Origin of the sequence: Breoghania sp. L-A4, from assembly GCF_003432385.1 — a bacterium.
Taxonomy (GTDB): domain Bacteria; phylum Pseudomonadota; class Alphaproteobacteria; order Rhizobiales; family Stappiaceae; genus Breoghania.
On the sequence record NZ_CP031841.1, the window covers coordinates 2,237,485 to 2,258,348 of the forward strand.

Sequence of the window (20,864 nt, forward strand, 5' to 3'; positions counted from 1 at the left end):
AGAGAGTGGCCTGTGAATGGCGCGGAACGTGGCTGGCCGGGCCGGAAGGCCGCCGGCGCCCGGTGCGGCCCGTGCGGCCCGACCGGTCGGTCCGGCGGGGCGTCCGGGGCGGAGGCCGCTCATGCCAAGTTCCATTTCATTGTGAACCACACGACTTCAAGTGGAAGCGTCGGGCCGCGCAAGCCGTCCGAGCAAACCGGATGTTTGTGCGTGCGGGCCATGGGCCCGCCGTGTCCCATCTTACAGGGAGGATGTGCTGCTGCGGGACAGCCTGCCCCAGCATTCGGCGATCGTGACGAGGGATGCCAGAAACAGGAGCGCCAGCGAGAACAGGATCGGCGGATAGACATACCAGATCGGTATCTCCACGATCGGAGTCGTCTCGTTGTATTTCTGGTAGTCGGCCATGCCGTCCCACATCCGGAAGAACAGCAGCAGTGCGATCGCCGTTGCGATCAAGGCACTGAACATCCGGAAACCGTCGATCAGCCGCGGCGGCGCCCATGTGGTGAAGATGTCCACCGTCACGTTGGCGCCCTCGAGCTGGCAATAGGGAAGGAAGGCGAAGGCCGCGACGGCGACGCCCATCTGAACGATTTCGAAGTCGCCGGGAAACGGCTTCGAGAAGATGAAGCCCGACACCACGCTCGAAGCGGTCATCAGGACGATGGCGATCAACATCAGGCCCCCGACGATGGCCCAGAGACGAATGAAGCTCCGTGCGAGGCCGATCGGCCCCGCACGGGTCGCTTCGGAGCCGGCACTGCCGGTCTGTTCCGAATTTTTCATCAGATATTATTTTTCGTTTTCGTACTTTTTGATCGTCGCGCGCGCGGTTTCCACCAGCTTGCGGCCATCGATGCCCTTGCCTTCAACGTCCGCGATCCAGCGGTCGATGACCGGGTCGAGGGCGCTGCGGAAGGTCGCGAGCTGCTCGTCGTTGAGCTCGATATGCTCGTTGCCCGCGTCAAGCGCGGCCTGGAGGCCGCCGTCTTCGCTCTTGGTCCAGATGCGGCCGACTTCCTTGGTGAAGTCCATCCCGGAATTGTCGTCGATGGCCTTCTTCAGGTCGTCGGGCAGGTTGTTGTAGCTGTCCTTGTTCATCGCGATGATGAAGGTCGTGGTGCCGAAACGGATCCGGTCATGGCCTTCGATCTGATACTTGGTCAGCTCCTGGATTTTCAGCGGGCGAATGATCTCCCACGGGATCAGGGCGCCGTCGACGACATTCTTGGACAGCGCCTGCGGCAGATCCGGAACGGGCATGCCGACCGGGTTGGCGCCAAGCGCCTCGAGGATCCAGGCACCGGTGCGCGTCGGGATGCGCATCTTCTTGCCCTGCATATCGGCGGCCGTGTACACCGGCGTGTCGACCATGTGGATCGCCTGGCCGGCGTGAACATGAAGGGTGATGACCTTCACGTCGGCGAACTCGTCGCCGAAGTCACCGTTTTCGAGCATCTCGCGCATGGCGAGGTTGGTGGCGACCAGGTTGTTGGTGTGGATGAACGGCAGTTCGAAAACTTCCGAGCGCGGGAACTGGCCCGCGGTGTATCCCAGCACCGTCCAGACGATGTCGACGACGCCGTCGCGGACCTGACGGATGAGCTGCGGCGGCGAGCCGCCCAGCGACATCGACGGATAGATGTCGATCTTCAGCTTGCCGCCGGACGCTTCCTCGACGCGCTTGACCCAGGGCTCGAGCATCTGGGTCTGCGCCGGAGCCTTCGGGCCGAGCAGGTGGTGCAGTTTCAGTGTGACGTCGGCAGCGTTGGCCGTTCCCGCGGATACAAGACCAAGCGCCATCGCGGCGGCGCCAGCCATCGCGGTCAGCGTGCGAATTTTCATTAGTTTCCTCCCAAAAGACAGTATTGTAGCCGGCCGCCCGCAGACGCTCCTCAGCTATCACTTATTGTGATAATTGCCGAATACCGGCGGGATTTTGGCACCGGCATGGGGAGGCGTCAAACTTTATTTGCCATGGTTATTTCAATATTTGAAATAAATGGCAGGCTGTTTCAAATCCGACGGTTATTTATACATTTTTTTGCGCCAAGTGGCAGATTTCGGATGACGCTGCTGTCGCGACGCCGGTCCGGTTTGTTGCCGCGGCCGGCGCGCCGCACTATAGCGGTGGCGAATCCCTTCGCGCGGCCGTGTGGCCTTTGCGGAAGGATCAAGGCCGGGGTGGAGGCGCGAACCGGTCGCGTCGCGCCGGGAAAAGCGGGGGGACTGCATGACACTGGATCGCGTCCAGACGATCGCCGATTTGCGCGCGCGCGCCCGGCGCCGCGTGCCGAGGCTGGCGTTCGATTTTCTTGACGGCGGCGCCGGCGAGGAGGTCGGCGTGCGCGAGAACACCGCCGGTTTCGCGCGCCTGAAATTGTCGCCGCGGGTGCTGCGCGATGTGTCCGACCGGACGCTTTCGGTGGATCTGTTCGGCCGCCGCAGGTCCGCGCCCATCGGTGTCTCGCCCATCGGCATGGCCAACGCGCTGTGGCCGCGTACCGACGAGATTCTGGCGCAGATGGCGCAGCAGGCGCGCATTCCCTATGTGCTGAGCACGGCGGGAACGACCTCGATCGAGCGGATCGCCGAGGTGGCGCCCGACAGTGCGTGGTTCCAGCTTTATGTTTCCCAGGATGATTCTATCGCGCTCGACATGATGCGCCGCGCGCACGAGGCGGGTGTCAGCGTCCTGGTGCTGACCGTCGACGTGCCGCTACCGGGACGGCGGTATCGCGACATGCGCAACGGTTTTGCCCTGCCGTTGCGGCCGTCGCCTTCCACCATCCTGGATCTCGCCGCGCGGCCGCGCTGGATCCTCGAGACGCTGCGCCACGGCACGCCGAGCTTCGCCAATTACGTGCCCTATGCGCGCGGCGAGACCGGAGGGCAGGCGCTGGCCGCCTTCATGGCGGGGCAGGTGTCGCCCAACCTGGGCGTCGAGCGCGTCAGGATGCTGCGCGACGCCTGGCAGGGAACCTTCGTCGTCAAGGGCGTGCTGCGGCCCGAGGACGCGGTGACGGCGGCGGAGCTGGGCGCGGATGGGATCATCGTCTCCAATCATGGCGGCCGCCAGCTTGAAGCCGCGCCCGCGGCCATCGACGCGTTGCCCGGTGTCGTCGAGGCGGTGGGCGACCGTGTGACCGTGATGATGGACAGCGGCATCCGGCAGGGCGCGGACATCGTCAAGGCCTATTGCCTGGGCGCGCGCTTCGTGTTTTCCGGCCGCAGTTTCGTCTATGGCGCCTGCGCCGCCGGAGCCGAGGGCGCGCGCCGGGCGCTGGATATTCTCACCGGCGAATGCGATCAGACGCTGGGTCAGATCGGGTGCGATGACATCAACGGGCTCGACACGGGCTATCTGTGGCGTGAAGACTGAGGCGCCCGGGTACAACCTCTCCAAAATCGTGGGATCTTCGACCATGGACAAGGACGCGCTTCGACATTGGCTGCACAAGGCCTCGGACTGGTCGGCGGATTATCTCGAAAGCGTGAGCGAGCGGCCCGTGCGTGCGCAAGGCGAGCCCGGCAGCATCTACGCCGCCTTGCCCGAGGCGCCGCCTGCCGAGGGCGAGCCGATGGAGGCGATTTTCAAGGACCTTGACGCGCTCATCATGCCCGGCATGACCCATTGGCAGCATCCGCGCTTCTTCGCCTATTTTCCCGCCAATTCGTCCCCGCCGTCGCTGGTCGCGGAGTATGTGACCGCCGCGATGGCCGCGCAGTGCATGCTGTGGCAGACGGCGCCCGCGGCGAGCGAGCTGGAGGCTCGGGTGCTGGAATGGCTGCGCCAGATGATCGGCCTGCCGCAGGATTTCGCGGGCGTCATCCAGGATTCGGCGACCAGCGCGACCTTTGCGGCCATTCTCACGGCGCGCGAAAAGGTGACCGGTTTCACCGGCAACACCAAGGGCCTGTGCGGGCAGGCGCCGTTGCGGATCTATGCCTCGGCCCAGACGCACACCTCGATCGACAAGGCGGTGCGCATGGCCGGCATCGGCTCGGACAATCTGGTCAAGGTGCCCAATGGTTCAGGACCGTATTACGCCATGGACACGGAGGCGCTCGAGGCGCTGATCGAGGCCGACAAGGAGGCGGGGCTGCAACCCGCCGCCATCGTGGCGTGTCTCGGCGGCACCAGCATCGGCGCCTGCGACGACATCGAGGCGGTGGCGGCGGTGGCCGCCAGGCACGGCATCTTCCTGCATGTGGACGCCGCCTGGGCGGGCTCGGCGATGATCTGCCCGGAATTCCGTGATCTGATGCGCGGCGCGGAACTGGCCGACAGTTTCGTGTTCAATCCGCACAAGTGGCTGTTCACCAACTTCGACTGCACGGCGCATTACGTGAAGGATCCGCGCGCGCTGACCGACACGCTCGGCATGCGGCCGCCGTTCCTGCGCACCTTGGGCCGGGAGGAGGGGGAGACGCCGGGCGTCACCGACTACAATGAATGGTCGGTGCCGCTGGGCCGGCGCTTCCGGGCGCTGAAACTGTGGTTCGTGATCCGCAGCTACGGGGTCGAGGCGCTGCGAACAAAGATCCGCAACCACGTGGCCTGGGCGCAAGGACTGGCGAAGACCATCGGGGCGGCGGCGGATTTCGAAGTCGTCACGGAGCCGATCCTGGCGCTGTTCACCTTCCGCTATCGCCCCCGGTTCCTCAAGGATGCGTCGGACGAGACCATCGACGCGCTCAACGCCAGGCTGGTCGAACGGATCAACGACGACGGGCGCATCTATGTGACCCAGACGACGCACGAGGGCCGCTTCGCCATCCGCTTCCAGGTGGGGCAGACCAGCACCACCGCGCGCGATGTGGAAATCGCCTGGGAGGTGATCCGGGAATTGGCGGGCGCGTCGAAAGGCGGGATCGGAGCCTCGTGAGCCGGCTTCATGGTCAGAAATGACGCGGGCCGGTGTTGTCATAGGCCGCAAGTGACGACTCGTGCGGTATTTTTCCGCTCGCGCGCCGACCGGCTACGGGGATATACACAGGCCGGCGGGACGAATTCATACATTCCGTATGGCCGTTTCCGCAGCGGATCGCACGGTTTTCGCAATTTGTCGCGAAAGCCGCGTACGGTCGCTTGACTTGGCTCGTCGGGCGATCTAAATCACCCCCACTTCCGGACGGCAACACGACGCCGTCCGCGACGCGGGTGTAGCTCAGTTGGTTAGAGTGCCGGCCTGTCACGCCGGAGGTCGCGGGTTCGAGTCCCGTCACTCGCGCCACTTTCCCGAAGGGTCCCGACCCTTGCGCAGGAAAGTGGCGCTGCCGCCCCGGAGCGGGTGCCATCTCCCGAATATTTGAACTTCACATTCTGAAATCACGGCCCATGTTTCATGCGCGGATGCCGCGCGCGCCCCGGCGCCTGTCATGGTCGCGCGACCGGCGGCTGGAGCGCCGCTTTGCGGCCGCGCCGGGGCAGGCCCGCGCGCCGTCCGGCGCATCGCAAGGGCCGGTCCTGCTCACCTGCGCGTCAATGCAGCATCCAGCCGCGAGCCTGTCCGGGATGCGTTTGCGGGAGGTAGTCTATAAACATGAGTAATAAACTCAAGTTTTTGATTTGCCTTGTGATTCTCGCTTTTTGACGCGCGCCGGACGGCCGCGCGGGATGTGCCGTTACGAAGGCTTTGCCGCCGCGACGATTGCGCGCTCTGGTGTGGCATTTGCACAAATTTGCGGCGAGAGCGCGTATTTCTGCGGCTGGTGTCAGCCCTCAGAGCCGGAGTAGGTTGATTTCATGATGCGCATCCCGGCAAGAGGGCTTGCCACGGGTATGGCAGTGAGCTAAGCGTGCCCACGCACCACCGATTGGCGGTTTTCAAGGGCTGGACAGCCGTTGCGCCCGTCAAGGGGTGCGCAAGCGGCTGCAACGGCCCGCGTTCCGGCAGGGTGGCCTGCACGGCCCGTTCGCGGCCGCTGCACAAGGATGGGTGACCATGGAAGATCTTCTCAGGGACTATGTTCCGATCGTCGTCTTCGTTTCGGTGGCGCTGGTGATCGGTCTGGCGCTGCTGGTGTCTCCTTTCCTGGTCGCCTACAAGAATCCCGACAGCGAGAAGCTCTCCGCCTACGAATGCGGCTTCAACCCGTTCGATGACGCGCGGATGAAATTCGACGTGCGCTTCTATCTGGTCGCCATCCTGTTCATCATCTTCGATCTCGAAGTCGCCTTCCTGTTTCCCTGGGCCGCCGCCTATGGCGATCTGGGCTGGTTCGGCTTCTGGTCCATGATGGTGTTCCTCGGCGTGCTGACCGTCGGCTTTGTCTATGAATGGAAAAAGGGAGCGCTGGAATGGGATTGACGAGCGCATCCGGCATGGCCGCCGGCGCCGCCACCATGGGCGCATCGGGCACTCTCGTGGCGCCGCAGCCCAAGGGGATCATCGATCCCAACACGGGGCAGCCGATCGGCGCCGCCGACCCGTTCTTCCTGGAGATGAACGACGAGTTGGCCGACAAGGGTTTTCTCGTCACCTCCACCGACAATCTGATCCAGTGGGCGCGCACCGGCTCGCTGATGTGGATGACCTTCGGTCTGGCGTGCTGCGCCGTGGAAATGATGCAGCTTTCGATGCCGCGCTACGACGTCGAGCGTTTCGGCTTTGCGCCGCGCGGCTCCCCGCGCCAGTCCGACGTGATGATCGTCGCCGGCACGCTGACCAACAAGATGGCTCCGGCCCTGCGCAAGGTCTATGACCAGATGCCCGAGCCGCGCTACGTCATCTCCATGGGCTCCTGCGCCAACGGCGGCGGCTACTATCACTATTCCTACTCGGTGGTGCGCGGCTGCGACCGCATCGTGCCCGTCGACATCTATGTGCCCGGATGTCCTCCCACAGCCGAGGCACTGCTCTACGGCGTTCTGCTGCTGCAGAAGAAGATCCGCCGCACGGGCACCATCGAACGCTAGCTTGCCGGAACAGACGGGTTCGAAGACACCATGGACGAAACGCTCCAGGAACTTGGCGAGCACATCGCGGCCGTGCTTGGCGACAAGCTTGACGGATTTGCCTTGCGCTACGGCGAGCTGACGCTCGAGGCTCCGGCCTTGGCGATCATCGAGGTCGTGCGCTTCCTGCGCGACGACACGCGCTGCCAGTTCGTCAATCTCATCGATATCTGCGGCGTCGACTGGCCGGCGCGGCCCAAGCGCTTCGATGTGGTTTACCACTTCCTGTCGCCTAAGCAGAACCTGCGCATCCGCGTCAAGATCCAGGCCGACGAGGAAACCCCGGTGCCCTCCATCATGCCGGTGTTCCCGAGCGCGGACTGGTTCGAGCGCGAGACCTACGACATGTACGGCGTGCTGTTCTCGGGCCACCCCGACCTGCGCCGCCTGCTCACGGACTATGGCTTTGACGGCCATCCGCTGCGCAAGGACTTTCCGCTTACCGGGTTCGTGGAGGTTCGCTACGACGACGAGCAGAAGCGCGTCGTCTACGAGCCGGTCAGTCTGAACCAGGAATTCCGCAACTTCGATTTTCTCTCGCCCTGGGAAGGCACGGACTACGTGCTTCCCGGCGATGAAAAAGCCAAGACGAGCTGAGGCGTAACAAATGGCCGAGGCGCAAGTCCGCAACTTCAATATCAACTTCGGTCCGCAGCATCCCGCCGCCCACGGCGTGCTGCGCCTGGTGCTCGAGCTCGACGGCGAGCTGGTGACCCGGGTCGATCCGCATATCGGCCTGCTGCACCGCGGCACCGAGAAGCTCATCGAGCACAAGACCTACCTGCAGGCGATCCCGTATTTCGACCGGCTCGACTACGTCGCGCCGATGAATCAGGAGCATGCCTTCGCGCTCGGCGTCGAGAAGCTGCTGGGCGTCGAGGTGCCCAAGCGCGGCCAGCTGATCCGCGTGCTCTATTCCGAAATCGGCCGTCTGCTGTCGCATATCCTCAACGTCACCACCCAGGCGATGGACGTCGGCGCGCTGACGCCGCCGCTGTGGGGCTTCGAGGAACGCGAAAAGCTGATGGTGTTCTACGAGCGCGCCTCGGGCTCGCGCATGCACGCGGCCTATGTGCGTCCGGGCGGCGTGCACCAGGACCTGCCGGGCAAGCTGCTCGACGACATCTGGGATTTCTGCGATCCGTTCCTGCAGGTCTGCGACGATATCGAGGGCCTGCTGACCGACAATCGCATCTTCAAGCAGCGCAACGTGGATATCGCCACGGTGAAGCTGGAGGATTGCTGGACGTGGGGCTTTTCCGGCGTGATGGTGCGCGGCTCCGGCGCGCCGTGGGATCTGCGCAAGTCGCAACCCTACGAGTGCTACGACGAGCTCGACTTCGACATTCCGGTGGGCAAGAACGGCGACTGCTACGACCGTTACCTGATCCGCATGGAAGAGATGCGCCAGTCGGTGCGCATCATGAAGCAGTGCCTGGAGAAGCTGACCGTCGAGAAGGGACCCGTCTCCTCCACCGACGGCAAGATCGTGGCGCCCAAGCGTGATGGCATGAAGCGCTCGATGGAAGCGCTGATCCATCACTTCAAGCTCTATACCGAAGGCTATCACGTGCCCGAGGGGAGGTTTACGCCGCCGTGGAAGCGCCCAAGGGCGAATTCGGCGTCTACCTCGTCTCCGACGGCTCCAACAAGCCCTATCGCTGCAAGATCCGCGCGCCCGGTTTCGCGCATCTGCAAGCCATGGATTTCCTCTGCCAAGGACACCAGCTGGCCGACGTGTCGGCGATCCTCGGCTCTCTCGATATCGTGTTCGGAGAGGTGGACCGATGAGCGCGAGCGTTCCGGAGTGGATCATGGCTGTTGCTGCTGTGGGTACAGCAGGATTTGTCGGGTATCAGTCATTTCTTTTGCGCGAGACGGTCGGGGACGCGTTTCACAGCAATCTTCAGGCTCGACAAATCGAGGTGTGTTCGGATTTTATCTATCGAGCAAGGCGTTTGCTCGTGAATCTTAATGTTTGGATGTCTGCGGAAAGGAGGGAGCCTCCTTTCCACGAAGATCCTGTGTCTTCAGTCAGTACTTATAGAATGAATTTCCTGCAAAGTATAATTGATTTATCTCCGTCTGCTGATCGGCTAGGTATATATGCATCTGACGATACGAGAGCTGCAATTCGTTCGCTGTCGTCAGCAAAAACCGCGTTCATATTCTTTCCTGATAGTGAACTTGCTCGCAAACAAGAAAATGTTGGCGCTTGGACTGAGCAGTATAACAAGGCACTGAGTAAAATTGCGCAGAGCTGTGAGCTTGCAATGTCCGGTTCGAAAATGGGAAAGCTGTAATGTCCGTTCGTCGCCTTCACCCCGACCAGCCGGCCGATTTCGCCTTTACCCCGAGAATCTCTCGTGGGCCCAGGCGCAGATCGCCAAGTTCCCGGAAAAGCGCCAGGCGTCCGCGGTGATTCCGCTGCTGTGGCGCGCCCAGGAGCAGCATGACGGCTGGGTGCCCGAGCCCGCGATCCGCTACGTCGCCGACATGCTGGGCATGGCCTACATCCGCGTGCTGGAGGTCGCCACCTTCTACACGATGTTCCAGCTCGGCCCCGTGGGCAAGAAGGCGCATATCCAGGTCTGCGGCACCACGCCGTGCATGCTGCGCGGCTCCGAGGACATCATCAAGGTGTGCAAGAGCCGTATCGCGGCGCACGCCCATGAAGTCTCCAAGGACGGCGATTTCTCGTGGGAGGAGGTCGAATGCCTCGGCGCCTGCGTGAACGCGCCCATGGTGCAGGTCTGGAAGGACACCTATGAGGACCTGACGCCGGAGAGCTTCGAGAAGCTGCTCGACGACATTTCCGCTGGCCGGGAAGTCGTGCCGGGTCCGCAGATGGACCGCATCTTCGGTGCGCCGGAAGGCGGCCCGACCTCGCTGACCGAGATCGACGACGACACCACCGGCGGCACGGCGATGCCGCATGTGGTGGACGGCGCGCCGGCGGCCTCGCTGGTGTTCGCCGGCATCGCGATCAACGGCGGCGCGCAGCCCGAGGCGGCGACGCTGGAGAAGACCAAGTCTGCCGAAAAGAAAAAACCAGCCGTCAAGAAGGCGCCCGCCGCGAAGCCGGCGGCGAAAGCCACGCCAAAGGCGAAGGCCGAGCTCAAGGCGCTGCCCGCCAAGGAAGAGCAGCCGTTGCTGGAAGGCGCCGGTCCGGCGCTGCTGGCCGCGCCGCGCGGCGGCAAAGCCGACGACTTCAAGCGCATCAAGGGCGTTGGCGCGAAGATCGAGAAGACGCTGCACGATCTGGGCGTCTATCACTTCGACCAGATCGCCGCCTGGACCGACGCCGACAAGGCCTGGGTGGACGACAAGCTGAAGTTCCGCGGCCGCATCGACCGTGAGGACTGGATCGCGCAGGCGAAGGCGCTGGCCGCGGGCGAGGAGACCGAGTTCTCCAAGCGGGTTGATGCGGGCGATGTCCCGACGAGCAAGGGCTGAGGTGGCTGGATGTTGAAGGATCAGGATCGCATCTTCACCAACATCTATGGTGTGCACGACTGGGGCCTCAAGGGCGCGCTGAAGCGCGGCCAGTGGGACGGCACCAAGGGCTTCATCGACAACGGCCGCGACTGGATCGTCGCCCAGATGAAGGATTCCGGTCTGCGTGGACGCGGCGGCGCCGGCTTCCCGACGGGTCTGAAGTGGTCCTTCATGCCCAAGGAGATCGGCGAGCGGCCGCATTATCTCGTCGTCAACGCCGATGAATCCGAGCCCGGCACCTGCAAGGACCGCGAGATCCTGCGCCACGATCCGCATCACCTGGTGGAAGGCTGTCTGATCGCCGGCTTCGCCATGGGCGCGCATGTGGCCTACATCTACGTGCGCGGCGAGTTCATCCGCGAGCGCGAGCGCCTGCAGGCGGCGATCGACCAGGCCTATGACGCCAATCTGATCGGCAAGAACAACGTCCACGGCTGGGATTTCGACATCTATGTCGCCCAGGGCGCGGGCGCCTATATCTGCGGCGAGGAGACGGCGCTGCTGGAAAGCCTGGAGGGCCGCAAGGGCCAGCCGCGGCTGAAGCCGCCGTTCCCCGCCAACGTCGGCCTCTACGGATGCCCGACGACGGTGAACAACGTGGAATCCATTGCCGTTGCGCCGACGATCCTGCGCCGCGGCGGCGGCTGGTTCGCCGGTCTCGGCAAGCCCAACAACACCGGCACGAAGCTGTTCTGCATCTCCGGGCACGTCGAGAAGCCGTGCACCGTGGAAGAGGAAATGGGCATCCCGTTCCGCGAACTGGTGGAGCGCCATTGCGGCGGCATCCGCGGCGGCTGGGACAATCTGCTGGCGGTGATCCCCGGCGGGTCCTCCGTGCCGCTGCTGCCGGCGTCCGAATGCGACGAGCTGGACATGGATTTCGACACGCTGCGCGCCAAGCAGTCGGGGCTGGGCACGGCGGCGGTGATCGTCATGGACAAGTCCACCGACGTCATCAAGGCGATCGCGCGGCTGAGCTATTTCTACAAGCACGAGAGCTGCGGCCAGTGCACGCCGTGCCGCGAGGGCACCGGCTGGATGTGGCGGGTGATGGAGCGCATGGTCAAGGGCGAGGCGGAAAAGCATGAGATCGACATGCTGTTCCAGGTCACCAAGCAGGTCGAGGGCCACACGATCTGTGCGCTCGGCGACGCCGCGGCGTGGCCGATCCAGGGCCTCATCCGCCATTTCCGTCCCGAGATGGAAGCGCGCATCGACGAATTCACGGCGAACACGAAGCCGGCGGAGATCCCGCTGGTCGCGGCGGAGTAGGGGAGGTCACGATGACTGATGAACCCGACAATATTGTCCTTCACCTCCTGCGACGTATCGACGAGCGAACGGAGCGGATGTCGGACGATCTGCACGACGTGAAAGTGCGGCTGACCGGTGTTGAAGAGGGTCTCGCGGGCGTCAATCGCCGGATTGATCGTCTGGTACACCGGGTCGAACGTATTGAGCCGCGGCTCGAATTGTCAGAGGCGTGAGCGGAGCAGGCCGATGAAGATCGATCACGAAAAGCACCGTATGACCGTGACGCACAGCGACCTCTCGGGCTCCGTCTTCGACGATGTGAACCTCTCGGGCAGCAGTTTCGAGAACGCCAATCTGTCCGGCGGCCGGTATCACGACGTCAATCTGTCCGGTTGCACGTTCGAGGATCTGAACATGTCGGGCTGGACGGTCCGCGATGTCAATCTGGCGGGCCTCAGGATCGACAAGGCGAACCTCGCCGGCGCCGCGCTGGCCGGCTGCAGGATCGAAGGCATGACGATCGATGGAATTGCGGTGAGCGACATGCTCGCCCTCTGGAAAGAAAACGAGGCGAGCAGGGCATGAGCAAGCTGATCGTCGACGGTAAGGAAGTAGACGTTCCGGCCGAGTACACGCTGCTGCAGGCGTGCGAAGAGGCCGGCGCGGAGGTTCCTCGCTTCTGTTTCCACGACCGGCTGTCGATTGCCGGCAACTGCCGCATGTGCCTGGTCGAGGTGAAGGGCGGGCCGCCCAAGCCGACCGCGTCCTGCGCCATGTCCGTGCGCGACCTGCGTCCGGGACCCAACGGTGAGCCGCCGGAAGTCTCGACCAAGTCGCCGATGGTCAAGAAGGCGCGCGAAGGCGTGATGGAATTCCTGCTGATCAACCATCCGCTGGATTGTCCGATCTGCGATCAGGGCGGCGAGTGCGACCTGCAGGACCAGGCCATGGCCTATGGCGTGGACAGTTCGCGATTCCACGAGAACAAGCGCGCGGTCGAGAACAAGCACATCGGCCCGCTGGTCAAGACCATCATGACCCGGTGCATCCACTGCACCCGCTGCGTGCGCTTCACCACCGAAGTCGCCGGTGTGTCGGACCTCGGCCTGATCGGCCGCGGCGAGGATGCCGAAATCACCACATATCTCGAAGCCTCGCTGTCGTCCGAGCTGCAGGGCAACGTCATCGACCTGTGTCCCGTCGGCGCGTTGACGTCCAAGCCCTACGCCTATCAGGCGCGCCCCTGGGAGCTGACCAAGACCGAATCCGTCGATGTGATGGATGCGGTCGGCTCGGCCATCCGGGTGGACACGCGTGGCCGCGAAGTCATGCGCATCATGCCGCGGCTGAACGAGGCGGTGAACGAGGAGTGGATCTCCGACAAGACCCGTTTCATCTGGGACGGGCTGAAGACCCAACGCCTCGACCGGCCCTATGTGAAGGTCGATGGCCGCCTGCAGCCCGCCACCTGGACCGATGCCTTCGCGGCGATCGCCGAAAAGCTCAAGGGCGTTCCCGGCGAGCGTATCGGCGCCATCGCCGGCGATCTGTCGACAGTCGAGGAAATGTTCGCGCTCAAGGACCTGATGGGCGCGCTCGGCTCGGCCAATATCGATTGCCGCCAGGACGGAACGGCGCTCAACCCCGCAAAGGGCCGCGCCAGCTACCTGTTCAACCCGACCATCGAGGGTATCGAGGACGCCGACGCCGTGCTGATCATCGGCGCCAACCCGCGGCTTGAGGCGGCTGTGCTGAACGCCCGCATCCGCAAGCGCTGGCGTGCGGGAGATCTTCCCGTGGCGCTGATCGGCGAGCCGGCCGATCTGACCTACGATTACGACTACCTTGGCGCCGGCGCCGAGACGCTGAGCGAACTGGCAGAGGGCAAGCTTGGCTTCGCCGCCGATCTCAAGCGCGCCGAACGGCCGCTGATCATTGTCGGCCAGGGCGCGCTCAAGGGCCGCGCCGGGGCGTCCGTCTTGAAACTCGCCGCGAAGATCGCCAAGGATTTCGGCGCGCTGACCGACGAGTGGAACGGCTTCGCGGTGCTGCACACGGCGGCCGCTCGCGTCGGCGGCCTCGACGTCGGCTTCGTGCCGGGCAAGGGCGGGCTTGACGCCGCCGGCCAGCTCAAGGCGGCGGACGCGGGCGATCTGGACGTGATGGTCCTGCTCGGCGCCGACGAGATCGACACCCAGGCGCTGGCCTCCACTTTCACCGTTTACATCGGCACCCACGGCGACGCGGGCGCGCATTGCGCCGACGTCATTCTGCCGGGCGCGGCCTACACCGAGAAGGCCGGGTTGTTCGTCAATACCGAGGGCCGGGTCCAGGCCACCGTCCGGGCGGCGTTCCCTCCGGGCGAGGCGCGCGAGGACTGGGCGATCCTGCGGGCGCTGTCGGCGGTGCTCGGCCACACGCTGGGCTACGACAGCCTCGCAGCGCTGCGCGTGGCGCTCTACCAGAAGCACCCGCATTTCGCCGCCATCGACGAGATCACGCCGGCCAATGTCGCCGATGTGGTCAAGCTCGCCGACATGGGCAAGCCGGGCAAGGCTTCCTTCGTTTCGCCGGTCAGGGACTTCTATCTGACCAACCCGATCGCGCGGGCATCCGCCGTCATGGCCGAATGCTCGGCGCAGGCCGCGGCGCGCGCGCTCGAAGCCGCGGAATAGGGGACCGGGATACTGATGAGCGACTTCTGGACGACATACGGCTTCCCCTTCGTGATCATGCTGGCCCAGAGCCTGCTGTTCCTGGTGGCTCTGCTGTTGATCATCGCCTACATCCTCTATGCCGACCGCAAGATCTGGGCGGCGGTGCAGATCCGCCGCGGCCCGAATGTCGTCGGACCCTGGGGCCTGTTCCAGAGTTTCGCCGATCTGCTGAAGTTCGTGCTCAAGGAGCCGGTGATTCCATCCGGCGCCAACAAGGGCGTGTTCCTGCTCGCCCCGCTTCTGAGCGTGACGCTGGCGCTGGCCGCCTGGTCCGTGATCCCCGTCGCCGACGGCTGGGTGATCGCCGACATCAACGTCGGCATCCTGTTCGTCTTCGCCATTTCCTCGCTCGAGGTCTACGGCGTGATCATGGGCGGCTGGGCGTCGAACTCGAAGTACGCCTTCCTCGGCGCGCTGCGCTCCGCGGCGCAGATGGTGTCCTACGAGGTTTCCATCGGCTTTGTCATCGTCACCGTGCTGCTGTGCGTCGGCTCGCTGAACCTGACCGATATCGTGAACGCCCAACAGACCGGGCTGGCCACCTCCATCGGTCTGCCGTGGCTGTCGTTCCTGAACTGGTTCTGGCTGCCGCTGTTCCCGATGTTCATCGTGTTCTTCATCTCGGCTCTGGCGGAGACCAACCGGCCGCCGTTCGATCTGCCGGAAGCGGAATCCGAGCTGGTCGCCGGCTTCATGGTCGAGTACGGCTCCACGCCATACATGATGTTCATGCTGGGCGAATACGCGGCCATCGCGCTGATGTGCGCCCTGACGACGATCCTGTTCATGGGCGGCTGGCTGCCGCCGCTGGACATCCCGCCGTTCACCTGGGTGCCGGGGATCATCTGGTTCCTGCTGAAAGCGCTGTTCGTGTTCTTCATGTTCGCGATGGTCAAGGCCATGGTGCCGCGCTATCGCTACGACCAACTGATGCGGCTTGGCTGGAAAGTGTTCCTGCCGCTGTCGCTGGCGATGGTGTTCATCGTCGCCGCGGTGCTGCGGATCATGGACTGGGCGCCGTAGGGGAGATGGCCGCATGAATATCTCCCTGGCTGGTCTCATCGGGGCTGGCATCGGCCTCTACATCGGTTGGGTCGATTACCGTATGGCGGTCGGCGCGTTGCGCGGCTGGACGGCGAGAAAAAACCAAGGTGAGGGCACGCCGTTCGCGGCATGGCTGCACCGCAACAGCGCACCCGTTGAGCGGGTGATGCTGGTTCTATTGATGCTGGGCATTCCGGCAATGGGCTATATCGCCGGCGTAACATTCGCCGGCGGCTAGCCGCAACGTAATCAAGGCGCGGGCTTTCGGGCGCGCGGGAATGAGGAAAGGCGCGGGCGATGAGACTTGATCAGACCGCCAGGTCGCTGTTCTTGCTGGAATTCGTATCGGCATTCTTTTTGGCGATGCGCTATTTCTTCAAGCCCAAGCCGACCATCAACTACCCCTTCGAGAAGGGGCCTGTGAGCCCGCGTTTCCGTGGCGAGCACGCGCTGCGCCGCTATCCCAACGGCGAAGAGCGCTGCATCGCGTGCAAGCTGTGCGAGGCGATCTGTCCGGCCCAGGCCATCACCATCGAGGCCGGTCCGCGCCGCAATGACGGCACGCGGCGCACCACGCGCTACGACATCGACATGGTGAAGTGCATCTACTGCGGTTTCTGTCAGGAAGCCTGTCCGGTGGATGCGATCGTCGAGGGGCCGAATTTCGAATTCGCCACCGAGACGCGCGAGGAACTGTATTTCTCCAAGGAGCGCCTGCTGGAAAACGGCGACCGTTGGGAACGCGAGATCGCGCGCAATATCGAAATCGACGCGCCCTACCGCTAGGGGCGCCACAGACGACGACGCGCCCGGTTCGCCGGGAGACGCGGCAAAGGCCAATAGGGGCACACCGGAATGGTCCTACAATCGTTGTTCTTCTACCTGTTCGCGGGATTGACCGTCGCAGCGGCCTTCATGGTCATTTCGGCGCGCAATCCCGTGCATTCCGTGCTGTTCCTGATCATGGCCTTCTTCAACTCCGCCGGGCTGTTCCTGCTGCTGGGCGCGGAATTCCTCGCCATGATCCTGGTCGTGGTCTACGTCGGCGCGGTGGCGGTGCTGTTCCTCTTCGTGGTGATGATGCTGGATGTGGACTTCGTGGCGCTGCGTCAGGGCTTCCTGCAGTATCTGCCCATCGGCGCGCTGATCGGCATCATCTTGTTGATCGAGCTCTTGCTGGTGCTCGGAGGCTGGGTGATCTCTCCGGAGGTGCTGGCGACGCCGGCGTCGCCGATCCCGGCGCTGAGCGAGATGTCCAACATCGAGGCGATCGGCTCGCTGCTCTACACGCGCTACATCTTCTTCTTCCAGACCGCCGGCATGGTTCTGTTCCTGGCGATGATCGGCGCGATCGTGCTGACGCTTCGCCACAAGGAGCACGCCAAGCGGCAGAACATCGCCGATCAGGTGGCGCGCAACCCTGAGACGGCGATCGAGATCCGCAAGGTCGAGAGCGGCAAGGGCATTTGACCGCGCGGGCTGAATTTTAAGGCGAGAAACGGGAATCCGTTAAGGCAAGCACCATGGAAATCGGACTGGCACATTATCTAACGGTTGCGGCGATCCTGTTCACGCTCGGGGTCTTCGGCATCTTCCTCAACCGGAAGAACGTCATCGTCATCCTGATGTCGGTGGAGCTCCTGCTGCTCGCCGTGAACATCAATTTCGTGGCGTTTTCGTCGTATCTGGGCGACCTGGTCGGACAGATCTTCGCGCTCTTCGTGCTCACCGTCGCGGCCGCGGAAGCCGCCATCGGCCTCGCCATCCTCGTCGTCTACTTCCGTAACCGCGGCTCCATCGCCGTGGAAGACATCAACATGATGAAAGGCTGAGGGGCAGCATGTACCACCTAATCGTCCTGCTGCCGCTGCTGGGCTTTCTGGTCGCGGGCCTGTTTGGCCGCCTGATCGGCGCCAAGGCCTCCGAGTATGTCACCAGCGGCTTCCTCATCCTCGCGGCATTGCTCTCCTGGGTGGCCTTCTTCACCGTCGGGCTGGGGCACACCGAGCCGAGCACGGTGATCATTTCCGACTGGATCGTCTCCGGCGTCTTCGACGTGCAGTGGGCACTCCGGATCGACACGCTGACCGTGGTCATGCTGGTGGTGGTGAACACCGTGTCGTCGCTGGTGCATGTCTATTCCATCGGCTACATGCACCACGATCCGCACCGTTCGCGCTTCTTCGCCTATCTGTCGCTGTTCACCTTCGCCATGCTGATGCTGGTGACCTCGGACAACCTGGTACAGATGTTCTTCGGCTGGGAAGGCGTGGGTCTCGCGTCCTACCTGCTGATCGGCTTCTGGTATCACAAGCCCTCGGCCAACGCGGCCGCGATGAAGGCCTTCATCGTCAACCGCGTGGGCGACTTCGGCTTCGCGCTCGGCATCTTCGCCATCTTCTTCGTGTTCGACTCGGTTGGCTTCGAGACCATCTTCGCCAACGCGCAAGGGTTTGTGGAAGGCGACGAGGGCACGGTCATGACCTTCCTGGGGTACGACTACGCCCCCGACACGGCGATGACCGTCATCTGCCTGCTGCTGTTCATGGGCGCCATGGGCAAGTCGGCGCAGTTCCTGCTGCACACCTGGCTTCCCGACGCCATGGAGGGCCCGACGCCGGTCTCCGCCCTGATCCACGCCGCCACCATGGTGACGGCGGGCGTGTTCATGGTGGCGCGCCTGTCGCCGCTGTTCGAGCTGTCGCACACGGCGCTCACGGTGGTGACGCTGGTCGGCGCGACGACCGCCTTCTTCGCCGCGACCGTCGGTCTGGTGCAGAACGACATCAAGCGGGTGATCGCCTATTCGACCTGTTCGCAGCTCGGCTACATGTTCGTGGCGCTGGGGGTCGGGGCCTATTCGGCCGGCATCTTCCACCTGTTCACGCACGCCTTCTTCAAGGCGCTCTTGTTCCTGGGCGCCGGCTCGGTGATCCACGCGGTGTCCGACGAGCAGGACATGCGCAAGATGGGCGGGCTGCGCAAGCACATCCCGATCACCTTCTGGACGATGACCATCGGCACGCTGGCGCTGACCGGCTTCCCCTTCACCGCCGGCTACTTCTCCAAGGACGCCATCATCGAGGCGGCGTTCGAGGGCGAGAACGCCTTCGCCCAATACGCCTTCTGGCTGACCGTCGTCGCCGCGCTCTTCACATCGTTCTATTCATGGCGGCTGGTGTTCATGACGTTCTTCGGCAAGCCGCGCGCGCCCGTCGACGTGATGAAGCACGTGCATGAATCGCCCTATGTGATGACCGTGCCGCTGTTCGTCCTCGCCGCCGGCGCGCTCTTCGCCGGTGTGCTGTTCTCGGGCGACTTCATCGGCCATAACTACGAGGAATTCTGGAAGGGCGCCCTGTTCACGCTGCCGGAAAACGACATCCTGGAGAGAATTCATCACGTGCCGCTGTGGGTGAAGCTTTCGCCTTTCGTGATGATGCTGCTGGGATTCACGACGGCCTGGTTCTTCTACATCCGCTCGCCGGAGACGCCCAAGCGGCTCGCCGCGCGGCATGACGGGCTCTACCAGTTCCTGCTCAACAAGTGGTACTTCGACGAGCTCTACGACTTCCTCTTCGTGCGTCCGGCCCTGTGGCTCGGCAACGTGCTGTGGAAGCGTGGCGACGGCACCATCATCGACGGCTTTGGTCCCAACGGCGTTGCGGCGCGCGTTCAGGACGTCACGGCGCGTGTCGTGCGGCTCCAGACCGGCTACCTCTATCACTATGCATTCGCAATGCTGATCGGCGTGGCCCTGCTTGTCACCTGGTCCATGTTTACGGGCGGGGGAGCCCACTGATGAGCGACTGGCCTCTGCTTTCCATCGTCACCTTCCTGCCGCTCGTCGGCGTTCTCTTCGTGCTTCTCGTCCGCGGCGACGATGAAGGCGCGCGCGAGAACATCCGCCGCGTGGCGCTGATCACCACCAGCTTCACGTTCATCGTGTCGCTGTTCATCTGGGGCGGCTTCGATTCCGCTAACCCCGGCTTCCAGATGGTGGAGAACAAGGACTGGCTCGGCGGCTCCATCAGCTACCGGATGGGTGTCGACGGCATCTCCATGCTGTTCGTCATTCTCACCACCTTCCTGATGCCCTTCTGCATCCTGGCGAGCTGGAATTCGATCCAGGTCCGCCTCAAGGAATACATGATCGCCTTCCTGGTGCTGGAAGCGCTGATGATCGGCGTGTTCTGCGCGCTCGACATCGTGGTGTTCTATGTGTTCTTCGAGGCCGGCCTGATCCCGATGTTCATCATCATCGGCGTGTGGGGCGGCAAGCGGCGCGTCTACGCCTCCTTCAAGTTCTTCCTCTACACGCTGCTCGGCTCGGTTCTCATGCTGATCGCCATCATGGGGATGTACTGGGACGCGGGTACGACGGATATCGTCGAACTGCTCAATCATCCGTTCCCGCCGGAAATGCAGATGTGGCTGTGGATCGCCTTCTTCACCTCGTTTGCGGTGAAGATGCCGATGTGGCCGGTTCACACCTGGCTGCCGGACGCGCACGTGGAGGCGCCGACCGCTGGTTCCGTCATCCTGGCCGCGATCCTGCTGAAAATGGGCGGCTACGGTTTCCTGCGCTTCTCGATCCCGATGTTTCCGGAAGCCTCGGAGTATTTCGCGCCGTTCGTGTTCACCCTGTCGGTGATCGCCATCATCTACACCTCGCTGGTGGCGCTGGCGCAGACCGACATCAAGAAGCTGATCGCCTATTCCTCGGTCGCGCACATGGGCTTTGTGACCATGGGCCTGTTCACCATGACGGTGCAGGGTGTGCAGGGCGGCATCTTCCAGATGCTCTCGCACGGCATCGTCTCCGGCGCGCTGTTCCTTTGCGTCGGCGTGATCTATGACCGCATGCACACCCGCGAGATCTCCGCCTACGGCGGGCTGGTCAACCGGATGCCGTGGTATGCGGTGGCGTTCCTGATCTTCACCATGGCCAACGTCGGCCTGCCGGGCACCTCGGGCTTCGTCGGCGAGTTTCTCACGCTGATGGGCGCGTTCGAGGTCAACACCTGGGTGGCGATGTTCGCGACCACCGGCGTGGTCCTGTCCGCGGCCTATGCGTTGTGGCTCTACCGGCGGGTGATGTTCGGCGCGCTGGACAAGGACAGCCTGAAATCGATGCTCGATCTCAGCTTGCGCGAGAAGGTGATCATCGTGCCGCTGGTCGTGCTGACCATCTTCTTCGGCTTCTATCCGATGCCGATCCTGGATGTGACCGCCGCGTCGGTCGACAACCTGGTGACCAAATATCACGCGGCGATCGAACTGGCCGGACACGCGGCCGCCGTGACGACGCACTGACAATGCGCCGGGACCGCCCGGCGCAGATTTTTGAAACGACCGGCCGGCGGCGCATTCGGGCAGACCCCCGA

At 63.7% G+C, this 20,864-nt stretch carries 19 protein-coding genes, 1 tRNA gene and 2 pseudogenes; 20 read left to right on the forward strand and 2 right to left on the reverse strand.

Annotated elements, in window-relative coordinates:
• Window positions 1-240: 240 nt before the first annotated feature.
• Together D1F64_RS10325 and D1F64_RS10330 are read right to left on the reverse strand one after the other, a co-directional pair.
• Entirely contained in the window at window positions 241-789 is a 549-nt protein-coding gene (locus D1F64_RS10325; protein ID WP_117412376.1) for a TRAP transporter small permease, read from the reverse strand.
• 6 nt (window positions 790-795) lie between these two features.
• The gene (locus tag D1F64_RS10330; protein ID WP_117412377.1) at window positions 796-1,848 is read right to left on the reverse strand and encodes a TRAP transporter substrate-binding protein; all 1,053 of its coding nucleotides are present in this window, start codon (window positions 1,846-1,848) and stop codon (window positions 796-798) included.
• A gap of 388 nt (window positions 1,849-2,236) precedes the next feature.
• Between D1F64_RS10330 and D1F64_RS10335 the strand changes: the two genes are divergently transcribed.
• The 20 genes and pseudogenes from D1F64_RS10335 (at window position 2,237) to D1F64_RS10430 (ending at window position 20,793) form a co-directional block, all read left to right on the forward strand.
• Window positions 2,237-3,385, forward strand: coding sequence for an alpha-hydroxy acid oxidase (locus D1F64_RS10335; RefSeq protein ID WP_117412378.1), 1,149 nt, complete (start codon window positions 2,237-2,239; stop codon window positions 3,383-3,385).
• A 43-nt stretch (window positions 3,386-3,428) separates the two neighbouring features.
• Window positions 3,429-4,892 (forward strand): pyridoxal-dependent decarboxylase, encoded by a 1,464-nt coding sequence (locus tag D1F64_RS10340; RefSeq protein WP_117412379.1) that lies wholly within the window; start codon window positions 3,429-3,431, stop codon window positions 4,890-4,892.
• A gap of 271 nt (window positions 4,893-5,163) precedes the next feature.
• Window positions 5,164-5,240 (forward strand) — tRNA-Asp (locus D1F64_RS10345).
• A 711-nt stretch (window positions 5,241-5,951) separates the two neighbouring features.
• A complete protein-coding gene (locus D1F64_RS10355; protein WP_117414540.1) occupies window positions 5,952-6,317 on the forward strand; it encodes an NADH-quinone oxidoreductase subunit A in 366 nt (121 codons plus the stop codon).
• 35 nt (window positions 6,318-6,352) lie between these two features.
• Complete coding sequence (locus tag D1F64_RS10360; RefSeq protein ID WP_117414539.1) at window positions 6,353-6,925, forward strand: NADH-quinone oxidoreductase subunit B; 573 nt, start codon at window positions 6,353-6,355, stop codon at window positions 6,923-6,925.
• Between the two features lie 30 nt (window positions 6,926-6,955).
• The gene (locus tag D1F64_RS10365; protein WP_117412381.1) at window positions 6,956-7,561 is read left to right on the forward strand and encodes an NADH-quinone oxidoreductase subunit C; all 606 of its coding nucleotides are present in this window, start codon (window positions 6,956-6,958) and stop codon (window positions 7,559-7,561) included.
• A 10-nt stretch (window positions 7,562-7,571) separates the two neighbouring features.
• Window positions 7,572-8,755: pseudogene (locus D1F64_RS10370) on the forward strand (NADH-quinone oxidoreductase subunit D).
• The gene (locus D1F64_RS23295; RefSeq protein ID WP_162901467.1) at window positions 8,752-9,267 is read left to right on the forward strand and encodes a hypothetical protein; all 516 of its coding nucleotides are present in this window, start codon (window positions 8,752-8,754) and stop codon (window positions 9,265-9,267) included. Before D1F64_RS10370 ends, D1F64_RS23295 begins: the two are co-directional and overlap by 4 nt.
• A pseudogene (gene nuoE / locus D1F64_RS10375) lies at window positions 9,267-10,420 on the forward strand (NADH-quinone oxidoreductase subunit NuoE). Before D1F64_RS23295 ends, nuoE begins: the two are co-directional and overlap by 1 nt.
• A 9-nt stretch (window positions 10,421-10,429) precedes the next feature.
• Window positions 10,430-11,734 carry an NADH-quinone oxidoreductase subunit NuoF gene (gene nuoF, locus D1F64_RS10380; RefSeq protein WP_117412382.1) on the forward strand — a complete coding sequence of 435 codons (1,305 nt, stop codon included), beginning with the start codon at window positions 10,430-10,432 and terminating at the stop codon, window positions 11,732-11,734.
• A gap of 11 nt (window positions 11,735-11,745) precedes the next feature.
• Window positions 11,746-11,949 (forward strand): hypothetical protein, encoded by a 204-nt coding sequence (locus D1F64_RS10385; RefSeq protein WP_117412383.1) that lies wholly within the window; start codon window positions 11,746-11,748, stop codon window positions 11,947-11,949.
• 13 nt (window positions 11,950-11,962) lie between these two features.
• Window positions 11,963-12,301, forward strand: coding sequence for a pentapeptide repeat-containing protein (locus D1F64_RS10390; protein ID WP_117412384.1), 339 nt, complete (start codon window positions 11,963-11,965; stop codon window positions 12,299-12,301).
• Complete coding sequence (gene nuoG, locus D1F64_RS10395) at window positions 12,298-14,391, forward strand: NADH-quinone oxidoreductase subunit NuoG (RefSeq protein ID WP_117412385.1); 2,094 nt, start codon at window positions 12,298-12,300, stop codon at window positions 14,389-14,391. Before D1F64_RS10390 ends, nuoG begins: the two co-directional genes overlap by 4 nt.
• A gap of 15 nt (window positions 14,392-14,406) precedes the next feature.
• The gene (nuoH, locus tag D1F64_RS10400) at window positions 14,407-15,456 is read left to right on the forward strand and encodes an NADH-quinone oxidoreductase subunit NuoH (RefSeq protein WP_117412386.1); all 1,050 of its coding nucleotides are present in this window, start codon (window positions 14,407-14,409) and stop codon (window positions 15,454-15,456) included.
• 13 nt (window positions 15,457-15,469) lie between these two features.
• Window positions 15,470-15,715: a hypothetical protein gene (locus tag D1F64_RS10405; protein ID WP_117412387.1), complete on the forward strand. Its 246-nt coding sequence runs from the start codon at window positions 15,470-15,472 to the stop codon at window positions 15,713-15,715.
• Between the two features lie 59 nt (window positions 15,716-15,774).
• On the forward strand, window positions 15,775-16,263 hold the full coding sequence (nuoI, locus tag D1F64_RS10410) for an NADH-quinone oxidoreductase subunit NuoI (protein WP_117412388.1): 489 nt from the start codon (window positions 15,775-15,777) through the stop codon (window positions 16,261-16,263).
• A gap of 69 nt (window positions 16,264-16,332) precedes the next feature.
• Entirely contained in the window at window positions 16,333-16,947 is a 615-nt protein-coding gene (locus D1F64_RS10415) for an NADH-quinone oxidoreductase subunit J (RefSeq protein ID WP_117412389.1), read from the forward strand.
• Window positions 16,948-17,000: 53 nt separating this feature from the next.
• The gene (gene nuoK, locus D1F64_RS10420; protein ID WP_117412390.1) at window positions 17,001-17,309 is read left to right on the forward strand and encodes an NADH-quinone oxidoreductase subunit NuoK; all 309 of its coding nucleotides are present in this window, start codon (window positions 17,001-17,003) and stop codon (window positions 17,307-17,309) included.
• Window positions 17,310-17,317: 8 nt separating this feature from the next.
• Window positions 17,318-19,279: an NADH-quinone oxidoreductase subunit L gene (nuoL, locus tag D1F64_RS10425; protein ID WP_117412391.1), complete on the forward strand. Its 1,962-nt coding sequence runs from the start codon at window positions 17,318-17,320 to the stop codon at window positions 19,277-19,279.
• Window positions 19,279-20,793 carry an NADH-quinone oxidoreductase subunit M gene (locus tag D1F64_RS10430; RefSeq protein WP_117412392.1) on the forward strand — a complete coding sequence of 505 codons (1,515 nt, stop codon included), beginning with the start codon at window positions 19,279-19,281 and terminating at the stop codon, window positions 20,791-20,793. The genes nuoL and D1F64_RS10430 overlap by 1 nt, the downstream gene beginning before the upstream one ends.
• The last annotated feature ends 71 nt before the right edge of the window (window positions 20,794-20,864 follow it).

Excerpts from the sequence above, each read along its gene's own strand:
- D1F64_RS23295 (WP_162901467.1), top strand. The coding sequence starts at position 8,752 with ATGAGCGCGAGCGTTCCGGAGTGGATCATGGCTGTTGCTGCTGTGGGT.
- D1F64_RS10330 (WP_117412377.1), bottom strand. The coding sequence starts at position 1,848 with ATGAAAATTCGCACGCTGACCGCGATGGCTGGCGCCGCCGCGATGGCG.
- D1F64_RS10335 (WP_117412378.1), top strand. The coding sequence starts at position 2,237 with ATGACACTGGATCGCGTCCAGACGATCGCCGATTTGCGCGCGCGCGCC.
- D1F64_RS10355 (WP_117414540.1), top strand. The coding sequence starts at position 5,952 with ATGGAAGATCTTCTCAGGGACTATGTTCCGATCGTCGTCTTCGTTTCG.
- nuoI (WP_117412388.1), top strand. The coding sequence starts at position 15,775 with ATGAGACTTGATCAGACCGCCAGGTCGCTGTTCTTGCTGGAATTCGTA.
- D1F64_RS10405 (WP_117412387.1), top strand. The coding sequence starts at position 15,470 with ATGAATATCTCCCTGGCTGGTCTCATCGGGGCTGGCATCGGCCTCTAC.
- D1F64_RS10360 (WP_117414539.1), top strand. The coding sequence starts at position 6,353 with ATGGGCGCATCGGGCACTCTCGTGGCGCCGCAGCCCAAGGGGATCATC.
- D1F64_RS10415 (WP_117412389.1), top strand. The coding sequence starts at position 16,333 with ATGGTCCTACAATCGTTGTTCTTCTACCTGTTCGCGGGATTGACCGTC.
- D1F64_RS10365 (WP_117412381.1), top strand. The coding sequence starts at position 6,956 with ATGGACGAAACGCTCCAGGAACTTGGCGAGCACATCGCGGCCGTGCTT.
- D1F64_RS10340 (WP_117412379.1), top strand. The coding sequence starts at position 3,429 with ATGGACAAGGACGCGCTTCGACATTGGCTGCACAAGGCCTCGGACTGG.
- D1F64_RS10325 (WP_117412376.1), bottom strand. The coding sequence starts at position 789 with ATGAAAAATTCGGAACAGACCGGCAGTGCCGGCTCCGAAGCGACCCGT.
- nuoF (WP_117412382.1), top strand. The coding sequence starts at position 10,430 with ATGTTGAAGGATCAGGATCGCATCTTCACCAACATCTATGGTGTGCAC.
- D1F64_RS10390 (WP_117412384.1), top strand. The coding sequence starts at position 11,963 with ATGAAGATCGATCACGAAAAGCACCGTATGACCGTGACGCACAGCGAC.
- D1F64_RS10430 (WP_117412392.1), top strand. The coding sequence starts at position 19,279 with ATGAGCGACTGGCCTCTGCTTTCCATCGTCACCTTCCTGCCGCTCGTC.
- D1F64_RS10385 (WP_117412383.1), top strand. The coding sequence starts at position 11,746 with ATGACTGATGAACCCGACAATATTGTCCTTCACCTCCTGCGACGTATC.
- nuoG (WP_117412385.1), top strand. The coding sequence starts at position 12,298 with ATGAGCAAGCTGATCGTCGACGGTAAGGAAGTAGACGTTCCGGCCGAG.
- nuoK (WP_117412390.1), top strand. The coding sequence starts at position 17,001 with ATGGAAATCGGACTGGCACATTATCTAACGGTTGCGGCGATCCTGTTC.
- nuoH (WP_117412386.1), top strand. The coding sequence starts at position 14,407 with ATGAGCGACTTCTGGACGACATACGGCTTCCCCTTCGTGATCATGCTG.
- nuoL (WP_117412391.1), top strand. The coding sequence starts at position 17,318 with ATGTACCACCTAATCGTCCTGCTGCCGCTGCTGGGCTTTCTGGTCGCG.